Origin of the sequence: Streptomyces sp. NPDC041068 (assembly GCF_040647455.1) — a bacterium.
In the GTDB taxonomy this organism is placed as follows: Bacteria; Actinomycetota; Actinomycetes; order Streptomycetales; family Streptomycetaceae; genus Streptomyces.
The window spans coordinates 462,013-479,474 of sequence record NZ_JBEZCG010000001.1 but is presented as its reverse complement, the minus strand read 5'-3'; the positions used below and the strand labels follow the sequence as shown (position 1 = coordinate 479,474).

General features: G+C 71.8%; 13 protein-coding genes and 1 pseudogene. 5 read left to right on the top strand and 9 right to left on the bottom strand.

Features of this window, described 5'->3' with window-relative positions:
- Positions 1 to 34: 34 nt before the first annotated feature.
- The 4 genes from AB0B50_RS01825 to AB0B50_RS01810 all read right to left on the bottom strand — a co-directional run bounded on the left by AB0B50_RS01825 (position 35) and on the right by AB0B50_RS01810 (position 4,989).
- Positions 35 to 829 carry a DeoR/GlpR family DNA-binding transcription regulator gene (locus tag AB0B50_RS01825; protein WP_362323955.1) on the bottom strand — a complete coding sequence of 265 codons (795 nt, stop codon included), beginning with the start codon at positions 827 to 829 and terminating at the stop codon, positions 35 to 37.
- A gap of 175 nt (positions 830 to 1,004) precedes the next feature.
- Complete coding sequence (locus AB0B50_RS01820; RefSeq protein ID WP_362323952.1) at positions 1,005 to 1,514, bottom strand: flavin reductase family protein; 510 nt, start codon at positions 1,512 to 1,514, stop codon at positions 1,005 to 1,007.
- A gap of 9 nt (positions 1,515 to 1,523) precedes the next feature.
- Entirely contained in the window at positions 1,524 to 2,687 is a 1,164-nt protein-coding gene (argJ, locus tag AB0B50_RS01815; protein ID WP_362323949.1) for a bifunctional glutamate N-acetyltransferase/amino-acid acetyltransferase ArgJ, read from the bottom strand.
- 160 nt (positions 2,688 to 2,847) lie between these two features.
- Entirely contained in the window at positions 2,848 to 4,989 is a 2,142-nt protein-coding gene (locus AB0B50_RS01810) for a BTAD domain-containing putative transcriptional regulator (RefSeq protein WP_362323946.1), read from the bottom strand.
- Between the two features lie 517 nt (positions 4,990 to 5,506).
- Between AB0B50_RS01810 and AB0B50_RS01805 the strand changes: the two genes are divergently transcribed.
- From AB0B50_RS01805 to cs1, 4 genes and pseudogenes are all read left to right on the top strand, one after another.
- On the top strand, positions 5,507 to 7,222 hold the full coding sequence (locus tag AB0B50_RS01805) for a thiamine pyrophosphate-binding protein (RefSeq protein WP_362323943.1): 1,716 nt from the start codon (positions 5,507 to 5,509) through the stop codon (positions 7,220 to 7,222).
- Positions 7,223 to 7,225: 3 nt separating this feature from the next.
- Positions 7,226 to 8,710: pseudogene (locus tag AB0B50_RS01800) on the top strand (asparagine synthase-related protein); the annotation flags it as partial.
- A gap of 53 nt (positions 8,711 to 8,763) precedes the next feature.
- Positions 8,764 to 9,714, top strand: coding sequence for an agmatinase (gene speB, locus AB0B50_RS01795; protein WP_362323940.1), 951 nt, complete (start codon positions 8,764 to 8,766; stop codon positions 9,712 to 9,714).
- Complete coding sequence (cs1, locus tag AB0B50_RS01790; RefSeq protein ID WP_362323937.1) at positions 9,711 to 10,685, top strand: clavaminate synthase Cs1; 975 nt, start codon at positions 9,711 to 9,713, stop codon at positions 10,683 to 10,685. The genes speB and cs1 overlap by 4 nt, the downstream gene beginning before the upstream one ends.
- Before the next feature lie 51 nt (positions 10,686 to 10,736).
- On the opposite strand, the gene AB0B50_RS01785 is transcribed toward cs1, so the two are convergent.
- The 4 genes from AB0B50_RS01785 to AB0B50_RS01770 form a co-directional block, all read right to left on the bottom strand.
- The gene (locus tag AB0B50_RS01785) at positions 10,737 to 11,876 is read right to left on the bottom strand and encodes an acyl-CoA dehydrogenase family protein (RefSeq protein WP_362323935.1); all 1,140 of its coding nucleotides are present in this window, start codon (positions 11,874 to 11,876) and stop codon (positions 10,737 to 10,739) included.
- A gap of 76 nt (positions 11,877 to 11,952) precedes the next feature.
- The gene (locus tag AB0B50_RS01780; RefSeq protein WP_362323933.1) at positions 11,953 to 12,960 is read right to left on the bottom strand and encodes an aldo/keto reductase; all 1,008 of its coding nucleotides are present in this window, start codon (positions 12,958 to 12,960) and stop codon (positions 11,953 to 11,955) included.
- A 50-nt stretch (positions 12,961 to 13,010) separates the two neighbouring features.
- Complete coding sequence (locus tag AB0B50_RS01775; RefSeq protein WP_362323931.1) at positions 13,011 to 13,655, bottom strand: nitroreductase family protein; 645 nt, start codon at positions 13,653 to 13,655, stop codon at positions 13,011 to 13,013.
- A gap of 61 nt (positions 13,656 to 13,716) precedes the next feature.
- A complete protein-coding gene (locus AB0B50_RS01770) occupies positions 13,717 to 15,090 on the bottom strand; it encodes an aspartate aminotransferase family protein (protein WP_362323929.1) in 1,374 nt (457 codons plus the stop codon).
- A gap of 215 nt (positions 15,091 to 15,305) precedes the next feature.
- On the opposite strand from AB0B50_RS01770, the gene AB0B50_RS01765 reads away from it, so the two are divergent.
- Positions 15,306 to 16,370, top strand: coding sequence for an NAD-dependent epimerase/dehydratase family protein (locus AB0B50_RS01765; protein WP_362323927.1), 1,065 nt, complete (start codon positions 15,306 to 15,308; stop codon positions 16,368 to 16,370).
- Here the strand turns inward: AB0B50_RS01765 and AB0B50_RS01760 are convergent.
- Positions 16,345 to 17,457: a HAMP domain-containing sensor histidine kinase gene (locus AB0B50_RS01760; protein WP_362323925.1), complete on the bottom strand. Its 1,113-nt coding sequence runs from the start codon at positions 17,455 to 17,457 to the stop codon at positions 16,345 to 16,347. The genes AB0B50_RS01765 and AB0B50_RS01760 overlap by 26 nt on opposite strands.
- Positions 17,458 to 17,462: the final 5 nt, after the last annotated feature.

Below are 17,462 nucleotides of genomic sequence, written 5' to 3'. Positions count from 1 at the left end.
CGGCGCGCCGCACGGAGGCTCCCCGCACGCTCGATCACACCCTCAGCACCTCCGGTCCGAGCAACGAGTAGCGCCGGGCCTCGCTCCGGGGCAGCCGGGTGTCCGTGACGATCGTCTCGAAGGCGCGCGCCTCGGCGAACCGGCAGAAGCTGACCGCGCCGAACTTGGAGTACACCCCGGAGAAGACGCGTCGCCGCGAGGAGCGCATGGCCTGCCGCTTGACCTCGCTGACCTTCGGGTCGGGGGTGGTGAGGCCGTGCTCGCGGGAGATGCCGTTGGCCCCCAGGTACGCCAGGTCGATGACGAACTCGGACAGCATCTGCGCCGCCCAGTGGTCGACGGTGGCCATCGTGCCGCCCCTGACCCGTCCGCCGAGGAGCAGAACGGTGACCTGGGGCCGGGCCGCCAGGCCCTGGGCGGTGGCGAGGGATGCGGTGATCACGGTCAGCGGGCGGTCGTCGGGCAGCGCCTCGGCGATCAGCTGCGGGGTGTAGCCCTCGTCGATGAAGACCGTCTCGGCATCCCCCAGGAGCTCCGCGGCGGCCGCCGCGATCCGGGCCTTCTCCTCGACGTGCATCCCGGTGCGGAACTCCAGCGTCGTCTCGAAGCCCGTGCTCTCCACGGGATACGCTCCGCCGTGCGTACGCCGCACCAGACCGCGTCGCTCCAGCAGGCTCAGGTCGCGCCGCACCGTCTCCTTGGACACCCCGAGGTCGGCGGCGATCGCGGTGACGTCGAGGCATCCCGTCCGACGAGCTGTGATCACGATGCGGCGGCGGCGCTCCTCGCCCTCCGCGGCGGCAGCGCGGCCGGTGGCCGTGTCCGTCATGTGTGGCCCTCCCCCATGTCAACTCCGGCCGGATCCACACCCGTTCAGGCGGATCGGCCGTCCATCGCCCCCACGCACCACTTCCGTACGGGGCGCACGGCCGCGCGGTTCAATCGGCCGCCGTGCACAGGTGTCATTCCGGCCGCGGGACCGCCGCGCATCGGGCCATGGGGGGTCAGGCGGTGGCCGATCCCCACGCCTGGTCGCTCGGGGCGGGTCGGGGCGCGTACGTGCCGTACCGGCCGCCGAGGAAGACCAGCGGAGGGGCCTGCCGCCCGGGGCCGAGGGCGCGCACGGCCCCCGTGACGAACCAGTGGTCACCCGCCTCGATCTGCGCGTGCACCGCGCAGTCGATCCACGCGACGGCCTCGGACAGCACGGGGCAGCCCGAGGGCGACAGGCGGTAGGGAATCTCCCAGCGGCGGGGGGACTTCGCGACGAACGCCTCGCACACGTCCTGCTGTCCGGCGCTCAGCACATTGACGCAGAACCGGCCCGCCGCGCGGATGCCCGGCCAGGTCGTCGACGTGCGCGCGGGAAGGAAGCCGACCAGGGGCGGATCCAGGGACACCGAGGTGAAGGTGCCGACGACCATGCCGAGCGGATCCGCCCCGGGGCGCCCCGCGGGGGCGGTCACCAGGGCGACTCCTGTGGGGCAACGCCCCAGTACCGTGCGGAAGTTCATCGGCGGGATTCAGGTCGAGTAGTCCGCGTTGAGCCGCACGTACCCCTCGGTGAGGTCGCAGCCGTAGGCCGTGAACTCGGCCGTGGAGCGCGGCTGGACGCCGAGATCGACGTGCAGGGCGACGGCGTCGTTCTTGAGGTGCTCCGCGACGCGCGCCAGCTCCTCGGGGCCCGGATCGCCCGGGTACACCTCGTGCTCGCCGAAGCCGATCGTGACGCGCTCGGGGATGATGTCGAGGTCGTCCCGGCACTTGCCCACCGCCATGGCGACCCGTCCCCAGTTCGGGTCGGCGCCGTGCACGGCGGTCTTCACCAGCGGTGAGTTGACCACGGCCTTGGCCACCCGCTTGGCCTGCGCCACGTCCCTGGCCCCGGTGACCCGCACCTCGATGAGCTTGGTGGCGCCCTCGCCGTCGCGGGCGATGTCCTTGACCAGGTCCAACGCGACGGCGCCCAGCGCCCTTTCGAACTCCACCAGGTCCACGGGACCCGCGAGACCGTTGGCGAAGACGGCCGCCGTGTCGCTGGTGGAGGTGTCGGTGTCGATGCTCAGCGCGTTGAACGTACGGTCCATGACGCGGCGGAAGATGTCGTCGAGCACGGCGGGACCCACATCGGCGTCGGTGCAGAAGAACGTGAGCAGCGTCGCCATGTCGGGCTCCATCATGCCCACGCCCTTGGCGATGCCGACCAGCGTCGCGTCACCGCAGCGCGCGCGGCGGATCTTCGGGGGGGTGTCGGTCGTCATGATGGCGGTCGCCGCCGCGTCGAAGTCGGCGCCCGGGAACGGCCAGCGCAGCGAGGCCACATGCGTACGCAGAAGGGGCATGGGATAGCGGTGGCCGATCAGCCCCGTCGAGGCGATCAGCACGTCGTTCTCGTCGGCTCCGATCGACTCGGCCACATGACGACGGATCTCCTGGGCGTCGCGGCGGCCCTCGGCTCCGGTGGCGACGTTGGCGTTGCCGGACAGGACGACGACGCCCCGTGCGATCCGGTCGGCGACCGCCTCCCGGCTGATCAGGACGCTGGGTCCGGCGAAGCGGGAACGGGTGAACACCGCGCTCACGGCTGCGGGCACCTCCGAGGCGATCACAGTGAAGTCCGGGCGTGCTTCCTTGATGCCGGCCCGGCCGTGGTGGACGAGGAAACCTTGGGGGGATGAGGCGTACATCGGACCGGAGATTCCTTCCCGCGTCGCTGGTGCCGGCCGTCCCGGCGCCTGCCCGATCACCGTGGCACACCACGCTTGCCGTCCGCTGCTCCGTCCGCTTGAACTCCCTTGAACGAGCGATGGATCGGCACTACGGTCCCCGCCCCGCCGCTCTCGGGGGCTAGCCTGCGGACACCGCGGTCACGCCGTCGGCGGCGGGCGCCACCGGGCGGGCGTTCTCCAGGTCGTGGCGGACCGCCTCGCGCACCAGCGGATGGACGAACCGCAACCGGTCGGCACCGCAGGGGTCGGGTTCCAGCAGACCGCCGTGCAGGGCCGTGAGAAGCGTGTCCGTGGAGATGCCCTCGTGGCGCAGCATCGCCTCGACGGCGGGTCGTTCGCAGCCGTCCTCCATGACCGCGCAGAGTTCGAGGACGCGCCGGGTCCCCGGCGGCAGGCCCGACAGGCGTTGCAGCACGACACCGACCAACTCATGGGGTATCGCCGCGTCCAGGTCCGCGGCGAGCCCTTGTGCCCGTGCGTGGAGCAGGTAGCTGAGGAAGTAGGGATTGCCGGCGGTGCGTCGGTGGAGCCGTTCCAGAAGCCGTGGTTCCGGGGTCTCGCCCAGCGTCCTCTTCGCGAGCCCCTCCGTGGCCGGCAGGTCCAGGGGGTTGAGCAGGATCCGCCGCGCGTCCAGCGACTGGAGGATCACGGCCGCCGCCCGCCGCAGCTCGGCGTCGTGGGCCAGCTGGAAGGTGCGGGTGGTGACCACCAGGAGGACAGGGACGCTGCGCAGTTGCTCCACGAAGAGCCTCAGCAGCGCGAGCGACGGCGAGTCGGCCCGGTCCACGTCCTCCACGACCAGGACCATCGGCTCGCGAACGGTGCGCAGCAGCGCCTGGCAGACCGCGTCGTGCAGGGTGAACCGGGCGTCCTTGGACAGCGGCACCGTCACCGGTCCCGCGCTCGACTCGTGGTCGGGCGGATCGCAGATGTCCGAGCACATTTCGGGGAGGAGGGGAGCGAGGCTGTGCCGCACCCAGTCGGGTAATCGACGCACTCGCTCGGGCCAGAGCAGGTTCAGCCGACGCAGCAGCATCGTCCACGGCCAGTAGTCCGGCTTGTCCTCGCTCTCCGAGCAGGAGGTCCAGACGGTGTGCACGGTGTCCGGGAGCGTCCGGGTGAGCTCGGAGACCAGCCGCGTCTTGCCGATGCCCGCCTCGCCGACGACGAACGCCACCCGGCCGGATGCCTGGAACGCGCCGGCGGCGGAGTCCAGCAGGGCCCGCAGCTCGGCCTCGCGCCCCACGAACACCGGTTGAGCGGTCTCGTCCCCGCGTCCCTGTGGGCCCGCGTCCCCCCAGCGCCCGGTGCGGGAGCGCGGCCGCGGAATGGTGATCCGGCCGGAGTCGGCGGCGGGCCCGGGGCGGGCCTGCCCCGTGGCGGGCGGCGCGTGGTCGCTCCGCGCGTCGGCCCGCGTCTCCTTGAGGGGCACCTCGGGAGCACGGTCCAGGGAGCAGTCCTGCCGCAGGATCGCCGCGTGCAGCGCCGCCAGCTCCTTGCCCGGGTCCGCGCCGATCTCGTCGGCGAGGGCGCGCCGTGTGTTCTCGTACGTCCGCAGGGCGTCCGCCTGTCGGCCGAGCCGGTACTGGGTGTGCATGTACAGCCCGATGAGACGCTCGCGCAGGGGGTTGCGCTTCGCCTCCAGGGCCAGCGGGTGCAACACGTCCTCCTCACGCCCGAGGCGGAGCGCGCACTGGGCCCACGACTCCACCGCGCTGAGCCGGAGTTGTTCGAGCCGACCGGCCTCCTGCACGGCGAAGTCGTACGCGCTCAGCTCCTCGTACGGCGTCCCGGCCCAGGTGTCCAGGGCCGCGCTCAGCACGGCGTGGGCCTCCTCGACGCTCCCTCGCTTGACCAGTCGGCTCCCGGCCCGCACGGCGCTCTCGAAGCGGTGCGCGTCGACGTGCTCGGGGTCGATGACGAGCGCGTAACCCGGCTGCTGGTAGTTCAGTCGGGGGCTCGACCCGTCGGGGAGCACGCAGCCGGAGAGGAGCTTGCGCAGTCGCGACACGTACGACTGCAAGGTCGCGTTGGCGGTCGCGGGCGGTAGGTCGCCCCAGATCCTCGAGATGATCGAGTCGACCGACACCACGCTGCCCGCGCCGATCAACAGCAGGGCGAGGACTGCTCGCTGGCGTGGCGGTCCCAGGTCCAGAGGCCGGCCGTCGTTGCGCGCGGACAGGCACCCCAGTGCGCTGATCGGCGGCGGTCCGGCCGGCTCACGCACATCGGCACGGGGCTCACGGCTCGTCGGTTCCACTGCGTCATCCGGTCCTCTCTGCGTGGCGCGCGGCTGCCCTGCGGTGCCGGATCGGGCCTGCACACGGCCCGGACCTGCGGGATTCCTCCCACCTTCTCCCGGCCGACGGGCGCCGCCCTTGCCCGCAACGAGGCGCATTGTGACTGGCCTTGCCTGAGTACGGTCCTCCGGATGCCCGCTCCGGTGGCTCTGGTGTCCTCTGTCGGGCCGCCGACCGGACGGGCGTGCGTGCCGCTGCGCCCGAAGGACGGGGCGATGGCGCCCGTTTGTTGCCCGCATGCGTACCGGACGGCACCACCGAAGTGTGTGCCGACCCCACCTCAGCCGTCCACAGGGACCGTGCAAGAGGACCGCACACTCCCCTGCAAGGCCCGCTCGGCACAGTGGCCGGTGGCCGCCGAGGAGTCCCCCGGCTCCGCGCCACCCGTCTGCTCGCGCCACCCACATGCCCGCGCCACCCACATGCTGGCGACGAACCACGCGCCGCCACCATCCGTCCTGACGCAGAGGAACTGCCATGTCCCGTGTCTCCACCGGCCCCAGCACCAACCCGACCACCGCCCACGCCCTGTTGCGCAGGCTCCACGACCACGGCGTGCGCACCGTGTTCGGGGTGGTCGGCCGCGAGGCCGCGTCGATCCTCTTCGACGAGGCGGACGGCATCGACTTCGTGCTGACCCGCCACGAGTTCACCGCAGGCGTCGCCGCCGACGTACTGGCCCGCATCACCGGCCGGCCGCAGGCGTGCTGGGCCACGCTGGGCCCCGGCATGACCAACCTGGCCACGGGGGTCGCCACCTCCGCACTCGACCGGTCACCGGTCGTCGCGCTCGCCGCCCAGTCCGAGTCGCACGACATCTTCCCCAACGACACGCACCAGTGCCTCGACTCGGTGTCGGTCATGCGGCCGATGACCAAGTACGCGGCGGAGCTGCAACGCCCGGACGAGATCACCGACTTGGTCGACTCGGCGATGAGCGCAGCGACGACCGAACCCGTCGGGCCCAGCTTCATCTCCCTCCCCGTCGACCTGCTCGGCAGCGAGGTCGACACCTCACGGCCGCTCGCCGCGGCCAAGGTCCCTGCCAAGCCGCTCGGTGCGGTCGAGGACGGCTGGCAGGACGCCGCGTCGAAGGCGGCCGAACTGGTCGGCTCGGCGCGGCATCCCGTGCTGGTCGTCGGCGCCGCCGCGATCCGCTCCGGTGCCGTGCCCGCCGTCCGCGCGCTGGCCGAGCGGCTGAGGATTCCGGTCATCACCACGTACATCGCCAAGGGCGTGCTGCCGCACGGGCACGAGCTGAACTACGGGGCGGTCACCGGCTACATGGACGGCATCCTGTCCTTCCCCGCCCTGGAGACCCTCTTCGGTCCGGCGGACCTCGTGCTCACCCTCGGCTACGACTACGCCGAGGACCTGCGCCCCTCGATGTGGCAGCGCGGCACGGACAAGACCACGGTCAGGGTGTCGCCCACGGCCAACCCCGTGCCGCGCGTCTACCGACCGGACCTCGACGTCGTCGCCGACGTACGGGCCTTCGTGGAGCACCTCGACCGCCACACCGCCTCTCTCGCCGCGAAGACCCCGCACGACATCGCACCGCTGCGGGAGAGGATCGCCGAGTTCCTGGCGGACCCCCGCCACTACGACGACGGTCTGCGCGTGCACCAGGTGATGGACTCCATGAACACCGTCATGGAGGAGACCGCCGAGGCGGGCGAGGGCACCATCGTGTCCGACATCGGGTTCTTCCGGCACTACGGCGTGCTCTTCGCCCGCGCCGACCAGCCCTTCGGCTTCCTCACCTCCGCAGGCTGCTCCAGCTTCGGCTACGGCATCCCCGCGGCGATCGGCGCCCAGCTCGCCCGGCCAGGGCAGCCGACCTTCCTCATCGCGGGCGACGGCGGCTTCCACTCCAACAGCGCCGATCTGGAGACCATCGCCCGGCTGAACCTGCCCATCGTCACCGTCGTCGTCAACAACGACGCCAACGGCCTCATCGAGCTGTACCAGAACATCGGCCACCACCGTTCCCACGATCCGGCGGTGAAGTTCACCGGTGTCGACTTCACCGCGCTGGCCCGCGCCAACGGAGTGGAGGCCGCCCGTGCCACCAGCCGTGAGGAGCTGCTCGCCGCGCTGCGCAAGGGCGCGGGCCTCGGTCGGCCGTTCCTGATCGAGGTGCCGGTGAACTACGACTTCCAGGCCGGCGGGTTCGCCGCCCTGACCATCTGAGTCATGGCGCAGGACCTTCCCGCCGCCGTCGGCTTCCTGGCCGAGCTCCGCAGGGACGGCGGCAGGCCGCTCCGGGCGGTCTTCGCCGCGCTCGGCTCCCGGGCCGAGTGGCAGGAGCGGACGACCGGCCAGAGCCTGCACGCCGTCGTCCTGCACTCCGGCGCACCGGACGAGGCATGCGCCCGTGCCGGGGGCAGGACGCTGGTGTTCGCCGGCGAGCTGTACAACCGGGACGAACTGGTGCGGCTGCTGCCCGGCGGCGCGCCGCCGGGCAGCGACGCGGCTCTCGTCGCCGCGCTCTTCGACGTCTACGACGTCCATGTCTTCCGGCTCCTCAACGGACGGTTCGCCGCGTTCGTGGCGGACTTCGGACGGGCCGTGCTCGCCACGGATCACGTCGGCTCCGTGCCCCTCTACGTCACCGTCGCCCCGGGCCGCGTCCTGGCAGCGACGGAGGCGAAGGCGCTGCGGACCGCGCCCCGGGGGCGGCCCGTCCCCGCCCGGCCCGTGCGTGGCGGGGCCGGGACGCACCAGATCCCGGCCGGCACCGTCCTGGACATCGAGGTGGACACCGGGGGTTGCGTCTCCCACCGCACGTGGACACCGCCGTTGGCCCGCCGGATCCTGCCGGAGGAGGAGGCGGTGGACGCCGTCCGCCGGACGCTGGAACGCGCGGTGAGCGCACGCACGGGCCGGAGCACGCCCCTTGTGGTGCTCTCGGGAGGAATCGACTCGTCGGCGGTCGCGGCGCTGGCCGCCCGGCGCTCGGACGGCCCGGTCGACACCGTGTCCATGGGAACCGAGGAGGCGGACGAGTTCGCCCAGGCGCGCGTCGTCGCCCGGCACATCGGCTCCGCGCACCGGGAAGTCACCGTCCCCACCGCCGAGTTGCTGCGCCGGCTTCCGCACACGGTCTGGGCGGCCGAGTGCCTCGACCCGGACATCGTCGAGTACCTGCTGCCGCTGACCGCCCTGTACCTGCGGCTCGGCGACTCGGGCGACACGGGTCGACGCATCCTCACCGGCTACGGCGCCGACATCCCGCTCGGCGGCATGCACCGCGAGAGCCGCCTGCCGCGGCTGGAGGAGGCCGTCTGCCGCGACATGGACACGTTCGACGGCCTGAACGAGATGGCGCCGACCCTCTCCTCGGTGGCCGGCCACTGGTCGACGCATCCGTACTGGGACCGCGACGTCCTCGATGTCCTGGTGTCGCTGGAGGCAGGGCTCAAGCGCCGTCACGGACGCGACAAATGGGTGCTGCGCGCCGCCATGGGCGACGTCCTGCCGCACGAGGTCGTCGTGCGGCCCAAGCTCGGCGTGCACGAGGGGTCGGGCACCACGTCGTCCTTCTCCCGGCTCCTGGTGGACGCCGGTGTCCCGCGGGACCTCGTACACCAGGCCAAACAACTCGTCGTCGCGGAGCTCTTCGACCACGTCGTCGTCGACGGACGGCATCCGGACGAGGTGGCGACCGAAGCGGTGGTCGAGCTGGTCACCGGCCGCCTCACGCAGAAGGAAAGAAAGGCAGGCACCGCATCGTGGAACGCATCGACACCACCGTCTCGCCACGCTACGCCCAGATCCCCACGTTCATGAGACTGCCGCACGACCCGGCACCACGGGGCAAGGACGTCGTGGTCGTCGGCGCCCCCTACGACGGCGGCACCAGCTACCGGCCCGGCGCGCGCTTCGGCCCGCGTGCCGTGCGGAACGAGTCCGGGCTCATCCACGGCGTGGGCATCGACCGCGGGCCCGGCACCTTCGACCTGATCGACTGCGTCGACGCCGGGGACATCGATCTGACCCCGTTCAACATGCACATCGCCATGGCGACCGCCCAGGAGAGGCTGAGCGGCCTGCTCGTCGACAACGACGCCTTCCTCATGCTGGGCGGCGACCACTCGCTGACGCTGGCCGCCCTGCGTGCCGTCGCGGCCAGGCACGGCCCTGTCGCCGTGCTGCACCTGGACGCGCACTCCGACACCAACCCCTCCTTCTACGGCGGCGAGTACCACCACGGCACGCCCTTCCGGCACGCCATCGAGGAGAAGCTCGTCGATCCGCAGCGCATGGTGCAGATCGGCATCCGGGGCCACAACCCCCGGCCCGACTCGCTCGACTACGCCCGCGGACACGGCGTACGGATCGTCACCTCCGACGAGTTCTGCGCGCTCGGCACCGAGGACACCGGACGGCTGGTCCGCGCCGGCGTCGGCGAAGGGCCCGTCTACGTGTCGGTGGACATCGACGTCGTGGACCCCGCGTTCGCACCCGGCACCGGCACCCCGGCCCCGGGCGGCCCCACCTCTCGCGAGGTCCTCGCCCTGCTGCGCGGCATCGGCGATCTGCGCCCGGTGGGCTTCGACGTCATGGAGGTCTCGCCGCTGTACGACCACGGCGGCATCACCGCCGTCCTGGCCACCGAAATCGGCGCGGAGCTGCTGTACCAGTACGCCCGCGCCCGTACCCGAGAAAGGACTTCCTCGTGACCGTGCTCAACTGCTCCGCGCACTCAGCGGACCTGCTCGCGCTCGCCGCGCGACTGCCCCGGACACCCCGTGCGGATCTGCACGGGTTCCTCGACGCGGCGCACTCGGCCGCCGCCGCGCTCCCCACCCCGCTGGCCGCGGCGCTCGACGACTTCGACGCCGACGGCAACCACGACGGGCATCTGCTGCTGCGCGGGCTGCCGGTGGAGGACGACGACGCCCTGCCGCGCACCCCGGACAGCACGCCCGCGCCCGTGGACCGGCCGCTTTTGAACCAGGAGGCCATGCTCGCGATCGTGGGCCGCCGCCTCGGTCTGCACACCGGCTACCGCGAACTACGCTCGGCCACCGTGTACCACGACGTCTATCCGTCCCCCGGCGCGCACTACCTCTCCTCCGAGACCTCCGAGACCCTGCTCGAGTTCCACACGGAGATGGCCTACCACGTACGCCAGCCCAACTACGTGATGCTCGCCTGCTCCAGGGCGGACCACGAGCGCAAGGCGGCCACTCTCGTCGGTTCGATACGCAGGGCGCTGCCCCTCCTGCCGGACGCCACCCGCGCCCGGCTCTTCGACCGGCCCATTCCCTGCCGTGTGGATGTCGCCTTCCGCGGCGGCGTCGAGGACCCGGGCGCCATCGCCGACGTCAAACCCCTCTACGGCGACCCGCAGGACCCGTTCCTCGGCTACGACCGCGAGCTGCTCGCGCCCGAGGACCCGGCCGACGTCGAGGCCGTGGCCGTCCTCTCCAAGGCGCTGGACGAGGTGCGCGAGGCCGTGTACCTGGTCCCCGGCGACGTACTGATCGTGGACAACTTCCGTACGACGCACGCCCGTACACCCTTCGCGCCGCGCTGGGACGGCAAGGACCGGTGGCTGCACCGGGTCTACATCCGCACCGAGCGCAACGGTCAGCTCTCCGGCGGGGAACGGGCCGGCGACGTGGTGGACTTCGTGCCGCGCCACTGACTCGACGCACACGTGTGGGGCCGCCGGTGTCGGCGGCCCCACACGTGTGCGTCAGGCGAAGAACAGCGGCTTGCCCGTGTAGTAGTCGAGGACCGCTTCGCTCATGCTCGACCGCGACGGGGGATGGAAGACGACGGCCTGCGCGGCGGATGCCAGGTAGGCGATCCTCGGTGACGTGATGAAGGCCATGCCGCCCAGCATCTCCACCGCCTGGGCGACGGTCCCGGTGATGATGGACTGCACGGAGAAGCGGGTGAACAGAGAGGCGGCGGCGCAGTCGTTGCCCAGGTCGTCGTCCATGATCCTGCGGGCGATCCCCTCCACCAGGGAGGCCGCCGATTCGATGAGAAGGCACAGGCGGGCGCGTTCCTCCGCCGACCCGCGCCGATGCCGCAGCACGAGATCGACCAGCGCGCTGGCCACGCCGGTGTACGAGGCGGCGACGATCATCTGGAACCAGATCACGCCGGCTTCGTTGAGCTCGTCCAGCTTCTCGGCGGCGTTGGCCGGCGCCCGCAGGATGTGCTCCGGCCCGGCGAACACGTCGGTGAGGCGGACCTCGTGGCTCTCCGCGGCGACCAACGGGAACGTCGACCAGAAGTCGTGGACCGAGATGCCCGGCGTATCGGCGGGCAGCACCAGGAGACCCATCTCGGCTTCGCCGTCGTGCCCGCGCAGCGCGACGCTCGCGGTGAGGAGGTCCATGGAACGCGACAGGCTGCAGGGCTTCTTGGAGCCGCTGACGAGGTAGCCGCCCGCTGTCTCGCGGGCCTCGACCGTCGGGCTGAGAATGCCGTGGCCCGAGCGGCCTTCCGCATAGCCCGACGCGATGAGCGACCGGTTCTTCGCGACCACGTCGAGCACGGAGGTGCGGATGCCGGTACTGCTCTCGTAGAGCGGACCCACGGAGAACAGCATGCCGACCGAGAAGTGGTGCATCGCGGTGGCCACCGCCAAGGACGGAGCGAGCGACGCCAGCGCGCGGATCACCCGGACGGCTTCGAGCGCTGACGCCCCGATCCCGCCGTGCTCGCGGGGGATCAGGAGATTGGTGCCGCCGTACTCCTTGAACAGCGCGATGGCCGGGCTCTCCGGGGACTCCAGCTCGTCGAACGGCACGTCGGCAAGGCGGTCGGCAAGGCCGGGCAGGAGCTTTCCGCAGACGTCGTGGTCCAGTTGCAGGAATTTCATGCTCTCTCGTCCCTCTTCTGGTGCCTGTGACATGGCTGGCTCAGTGGTCGGCGCGGTTGCCGGCTCAGTTATCGGCTCAGTTGTCGACGAGCCGCATCAGGAAAGGCGGATACCGCTCGCCGTGGACGGCCGCGGGCGGCACTGCGGCCATCACGGTCTGCCGCTCCTCGGCGGTCAGTTCGACGAAGGCGGCGCCGAGGTTCTCCTCCAGGTGGTCGCGGCGCGCCGTGCCCGGGATGGGCACGACGTCGTCGCCCTGGTGGTGGAGCCAGGCCAGGGCGAGCTGGGTGACGCTCAGGTCGAGGCGCGCGGCCAGCGGCCGCAAGGCCTCCACGATCATGCGGTTGCGTACGAGGTTGGGGGCGTCGAAGCGGGGCAGCGTGCGCCGGAAGTCCTTTGGGGGGCCGAGGTCGGCGACCGAGGCGATGCGCCCGGTCAGCAGGCCGCGGCCCAACGGGCACGAGGCGATGACACCGATCCCCAACTCCCGGCACACGGGAAGCACTTCGGCCTCGATGCCCCTGCTCCACAGCGACCACTCGCTCTGCACAGCGGTGATCGGGTGCACCACATGGGCGCGGCGGACGGTGTCGGCGGAGACCTCGGACAGGCACACGTGGCGCACCTTGCCCTCGGCGACGAGTTCCGCGAGGGCCCCGACGGCCTCTTCGATCCGCTCGCCCGGAGCCGCCCAGTGCTTGACGTAGAAGTCGAGGTGGTCGACGCCGAGGCGGCGCAGCGAACCGTGGCAGCGCTCCCGGATGTAGCTCCGGTCGCCCCGCACGCCGAGGAACTCCCCGTCGCGGTCGCGCTCCAGGCCGACCTTCGTGGAGATCAGCACGCGGTCCCTTCGCCCCGCGACGGCCTTCCCGAGCAGCCTCTCGCCCTCTCCGAGTCCTTGGACGTCCGCCGTGTCGAGCAGGGTGACGCCCCGCTCGATGGCGCGGTGCACGGTGGCCAGGGCCTCGGCGGGGTCGGCCCGCGCATAGAAGGAGGTCATGCTCAGGCAGCCCAACCCCTGTGCGGGGACCTGGATTTCACCAAGTCTGCGCGTCGGCAGAGGTGAGCCGTCGTACGTCCTCATGTGTCTCCTCCTCGGCCTTCATGCGTCCGCTCCTCCCTCCACTCCCGCGCCTACCACGTGTCGATGTGGAGCACCTGCTCCAGCGGTTGGCGGGGGGCGGGCCCGAACCGCGTGCCGACGGAGAACGCCGTCGGGATCAGTGCCGCCTGGGCGACGCCGTCCGGAAGACCGAGGAGTTCCGCGATCTCCTTCTCGTACATCAGGTGCAAGGTGGTCCAGGCGGTCCCGAGCCGGCGCGCACGGGCGGCGAGCATGTAGCTCCACGCGGCCTGGATGATCGACCCCCACTTGCCGGCCTCGTTGTACTCGGGGGCGTCGCTCACGTCGAGGCAGGGGATGACGTGGACGGGCACCTCGGCCATGTGGTCGCCCAGGTGGGCGACACTGTCGCCCACGCGCTGCTGCACCGCGTGGCGTACCGGGTCCTCGGGGAACAGCGATCCGCACGTCCCCTCCGACTTCAGGTACTCCCGCACCGCGCGCCGGTAGTAGCGGCCTATCCCGGCCCGCTGCCGCGCGTCCGTCACGACCAGCCAGTGCCAGCTCTGCCGGTTGCTTCCCGACGGGGCCTGCAGGGCGACGCGGATGCATTCCTTGACGAGGTCCAGCGGCACCGGCCGGTTCAGGTCGAGCCGTTTGCGTACGGAGCGGGTGGTCGTGAGGAGTTCGTCCGGGGTGAGGTCCAAGAGCGACATGGGCTGTTCCTTTCTGGGGCCGGCCCCGTCTAGAGCCGAACCCGTCTAGAGCCGGACCCGTCTAGGGCCGGACCCGGCCATCGGGCTCGACGCGAGCGAGGACCGAGTGGAGTCCGTCGGCCAGTTCGTCCGCCGTGGAGCGGTCCATCACCAAGGGAGGGTTGATCAGAAGGGACCGCGGGTTGCCGCGCAGGATGATGCCGGCCTCCTCCCGCAGCGCCTGCGCCACCGGCGTCGTCCCGGTGGGCAGTTGGGTCCGCGCCGCTTTGTCCGCGACGAGTTCGATGCCGAGCATCAGGCCGAGCTGGCGGACGTCGCCGACGACGGGCAGGTCCAGGAGTGCCGACAGCCGCTCGGCGAGGTAGCCGCCGGTCGTCGTCGCGTTGTCCAGCAGCTTCTCCCCTTCGATCAGGTCCAGGTTCGCGAGGGCGACCGCGCAGGCGGTGGGGTGACCGGTGTACGTGAACCCGATGGGGAAGCCGGTGGCGGCCGTCACCGCGGCCGCCACGTCCTCGGTGACGAGCACCGCGCCGTGCGGGACGTAGCCGGACGTGATGCCCTTCGCCGTGACCAGCAGGTCCGGCCGGACTCCGAAGTGTTCGGCGGCGAACCAGTGCCCGGTCCTGCCGTAGGCCGTGACCACCTCGTCGAAGATGAGCAGGATGCCGTGGGAGCGCAGCAGTTCGGCGACCCGGGGCCAGTAGTCCGGCGGTGGGATGACGGCGCCGCCGACGCTCATGACCGGTTCGCCGATCATCGCCGCGATCCGTTCGGGGCCGATCCGCTCGATGGTCTCCCGCAGTTCGCGCAGGCAGAACTCGGTGACGTCCTCACCGTCGTAGGCGGCCGTCTGATAGGGGTCGGGTGCCGTGAGGTGGTGCACGTGCGGCAGTTGGGGGCCGAAGCCCTCGTGGTACACGGGCAGCCCCGAGACGCTTCCCGCGCCGTAGGCGATGCCGTGGTAGGCGGTCTTGCGGGACAGGATCCACGTCCGCTCGGGCTCGCCGCCGCGGTAGTGGAAGAACCGCGCCATGCGCAGGGCGATCTCGTTGCCCTCGGCTCCGCCGCTGGTGAAGAACGCGCGGTCCAGGCCGTCGGGGGCGAGGTCGGTCAGCCGTACGGCCAGCTCGATCGCCTTGTCGTTGCTCATGGACTCCCAGAGGTGGAAGCACTCCAGGGTGCCCATCTGCGCGGCGGCGGCCGCCACGATCTCGTCCCGTCCGTGCCCCACCTGCATCATGCCGAGCACCGCGGTGGCGTCCAGATACTGCCGCCCTGAGCTGTCGCGTACGTAGCACCCATGGCCCTCGACCATGACGGTGCGGTCCGTCCTGCCGCTCGGGAGGTTCGGGTGAATGAGCCGGTCACGGTCCGCCCTGACCCACTGTGCCGTCCTGCCTGTGCCGTGAGGGGGTGCTGCCGAGGATGTGGACATGAGGCGAGCTCCTTTGCGGATGGCTTCGCCGGGAAGTCTCACAGCCGGGGGTTGTGGCCGGCTGGCACGGAACGCGAGCGGAGCGTCAAGCGGTCTGCAAGGCAGGCGGTCGCGTACGGGGATGGACACCGCCTGGGGCGCCAGGTCCTTACGGACCCATGACGAACGCCCGTCGGACACCGGCACCCCGGCTCGGCGGCCCTAGCCTGGCCCGCATGCGCGTACTAGTCACCGGCGGAGCCGGGTTCATCGGATCGCACGTCGTCGAGGCACTCATGGACCGGGGGCACGAAGTGGTCGTGTTCGACGCCCTGTTGGCCTCCGCGCACACCCGGCCGCCGAAGCCGCCCGCGGACCAGCGGTGGATCGTCGCGGACGTCCGGGACCGGGACGCGGTCGCGGACGCCCTGCGCGGAGTGGACGCGGTCTGTCATCAGGCGGCGATGGTCGGCCTCGGCAAGGACTTCACCGACGCGCCCGCGTATGTCGGCTGCAACGACCTCGGCACGGCGGTGCTGCTTGCCGCGATGGCCGAGGCCGGAGTACGGCACCTGACGCTCGCCGGGTCGATGGTGGTGTACGGGGAAGGGCGTTACGAGTGCGCCCGGCACGGTGTCGTGCGACCGGGCCCGCGGGCCGCGGCCGATCTCGACGCCGGGCGGTTCGAGCCCCGGTGCCCCGACTGCGGATCGGCGTTGCGGCCCGGTCTGGTGGGCGAGGACGCGCCCGTCGATCCACGCAACGTCTACGCCACGACCAAGCTCGCACAGGAGCATCTGGCCGCGTCGTGGGCTCGGAACACCGAGGGCGGCGCGGTGTCCCTGCGCTACCACAACGTGTACGGCCCCGGCATGCCGCGCGACACCCCGTATGCCGGGGTGGCCTCGTTCTTCCGCTCCTCGCTCGAACGGGGCGAGGCACCGTGCGTCTTCGAAGACGGCTGTCAGCGCCGGGACTTCGTGCACGTACGCGATGTGGCCGAGGCCAACGCGATCGCCCTGGAGGCGGTGCGTGAACGGGCCGCGGGGACGTTCACGGCGTACAACACCGGCAGCGGCGAACCGCACACCGTCGGGGAGATGGCGCGGGAGCTCGCGCAGGCCTTCGGCGGCCCCGAGCCGGTCGTGACCGGAGAGTACCGGCTGGGTGACGTACGCCATGTCACCGCGGACTCGGGGCGGCTGCGTGCGGAGCTGGGCTGGCGGCCCGAGGTGGGGTTCGCGGAGGGCATGGCCGAGTTCGCGAAGGCGCCCCTCAGGACCCCGCCGCGGGCAGCGTGACCTCGAAGCAGCAGCCGCCGTCCACGTTGCGGACGGCGGCCCAGCCCTGATGCGCCTCGACGATGCCGCGCACGATCGCGAGACCGAGGCCCGCGCCCGCGGGCGGGGTGCGGGCGTGGCTGCCGCGCCAGCCGGTGTCGAAGACCCGGCTCAGGTCCTCCTCGGGGATCCCGCCGCAGCCGTCGGTCACGGACAGGACCACGCCGTCGGGTGAACGCTGCGCGGCCACGGCGACGGTGCCGTCGGCCGGGGTGCGGCGGATCGCGTTGATCAGCAGGTTGCCGAGGACACGGCTCATCTCCTTGCTGTCGACCTCGACGGGCACCGCTTCCACGCCGTCGCCGACGAGGCGTACGCCGTGCTCGCGGGCGAGCGGGTCGGCGCCCGCGAGGGCGTCGCCCACCAGGTCGTAGACGGAGATGCGGGACGGGGAGAGGGCCAGCGCGCCCGCGTGGATGCGGGAGAGTTCGAAGAGGTCGCCCACCATGGAGTTGAGGCATTCGACCTCGGTGCGGATCTGCCGCAGGTAGCGGTCGGGCTCGGCGGCCATGCCGTCCTCGAGCGCCTCGGACATGGCGCGCAGACCGGCGAGCGGGGTGCGCAGGTCGTGCGAGATCCAGGCGACCAGTTCGCGGCGTGAGCTCTCCAGGGCCCGCTCGCGCTCGCGGGACTCGGCGAGTTTGGCGCTGGTCGCCTCCAACTCCCTTGTCAGCTCCGCGAGTTCCGCACTGACCGGTTCGGGCGGGGCGGCGAAGCTGCCGCCGTCGCCGAAGGTGCGGGCCGCCAGAGTGAGGGCCTTGCTGCGAGCGACCACCCAGCGGCCCAGCACCAGCGCGGTGGCGAGCGACACCACCGCGGCCATGGCGACCACGATGGTGACGACGGTCAGGTCGTGCGGGGACAGGAACATCTCCCAGGCCACGGAGAGGGTCCCCGCGAGCATGGCGAGGATCGCGACCGCCGCGACGACCGTCAGCGACACCACCAGGGAGCGGTGCCGCAGCAGCCGCAGGGCCAGCGCACCGAGGAGCCCGGCGGCAGCGGCCCCCAGGAAGGCGAACAGGGCGATGAGGAGAATGTCCTGCACGGGGG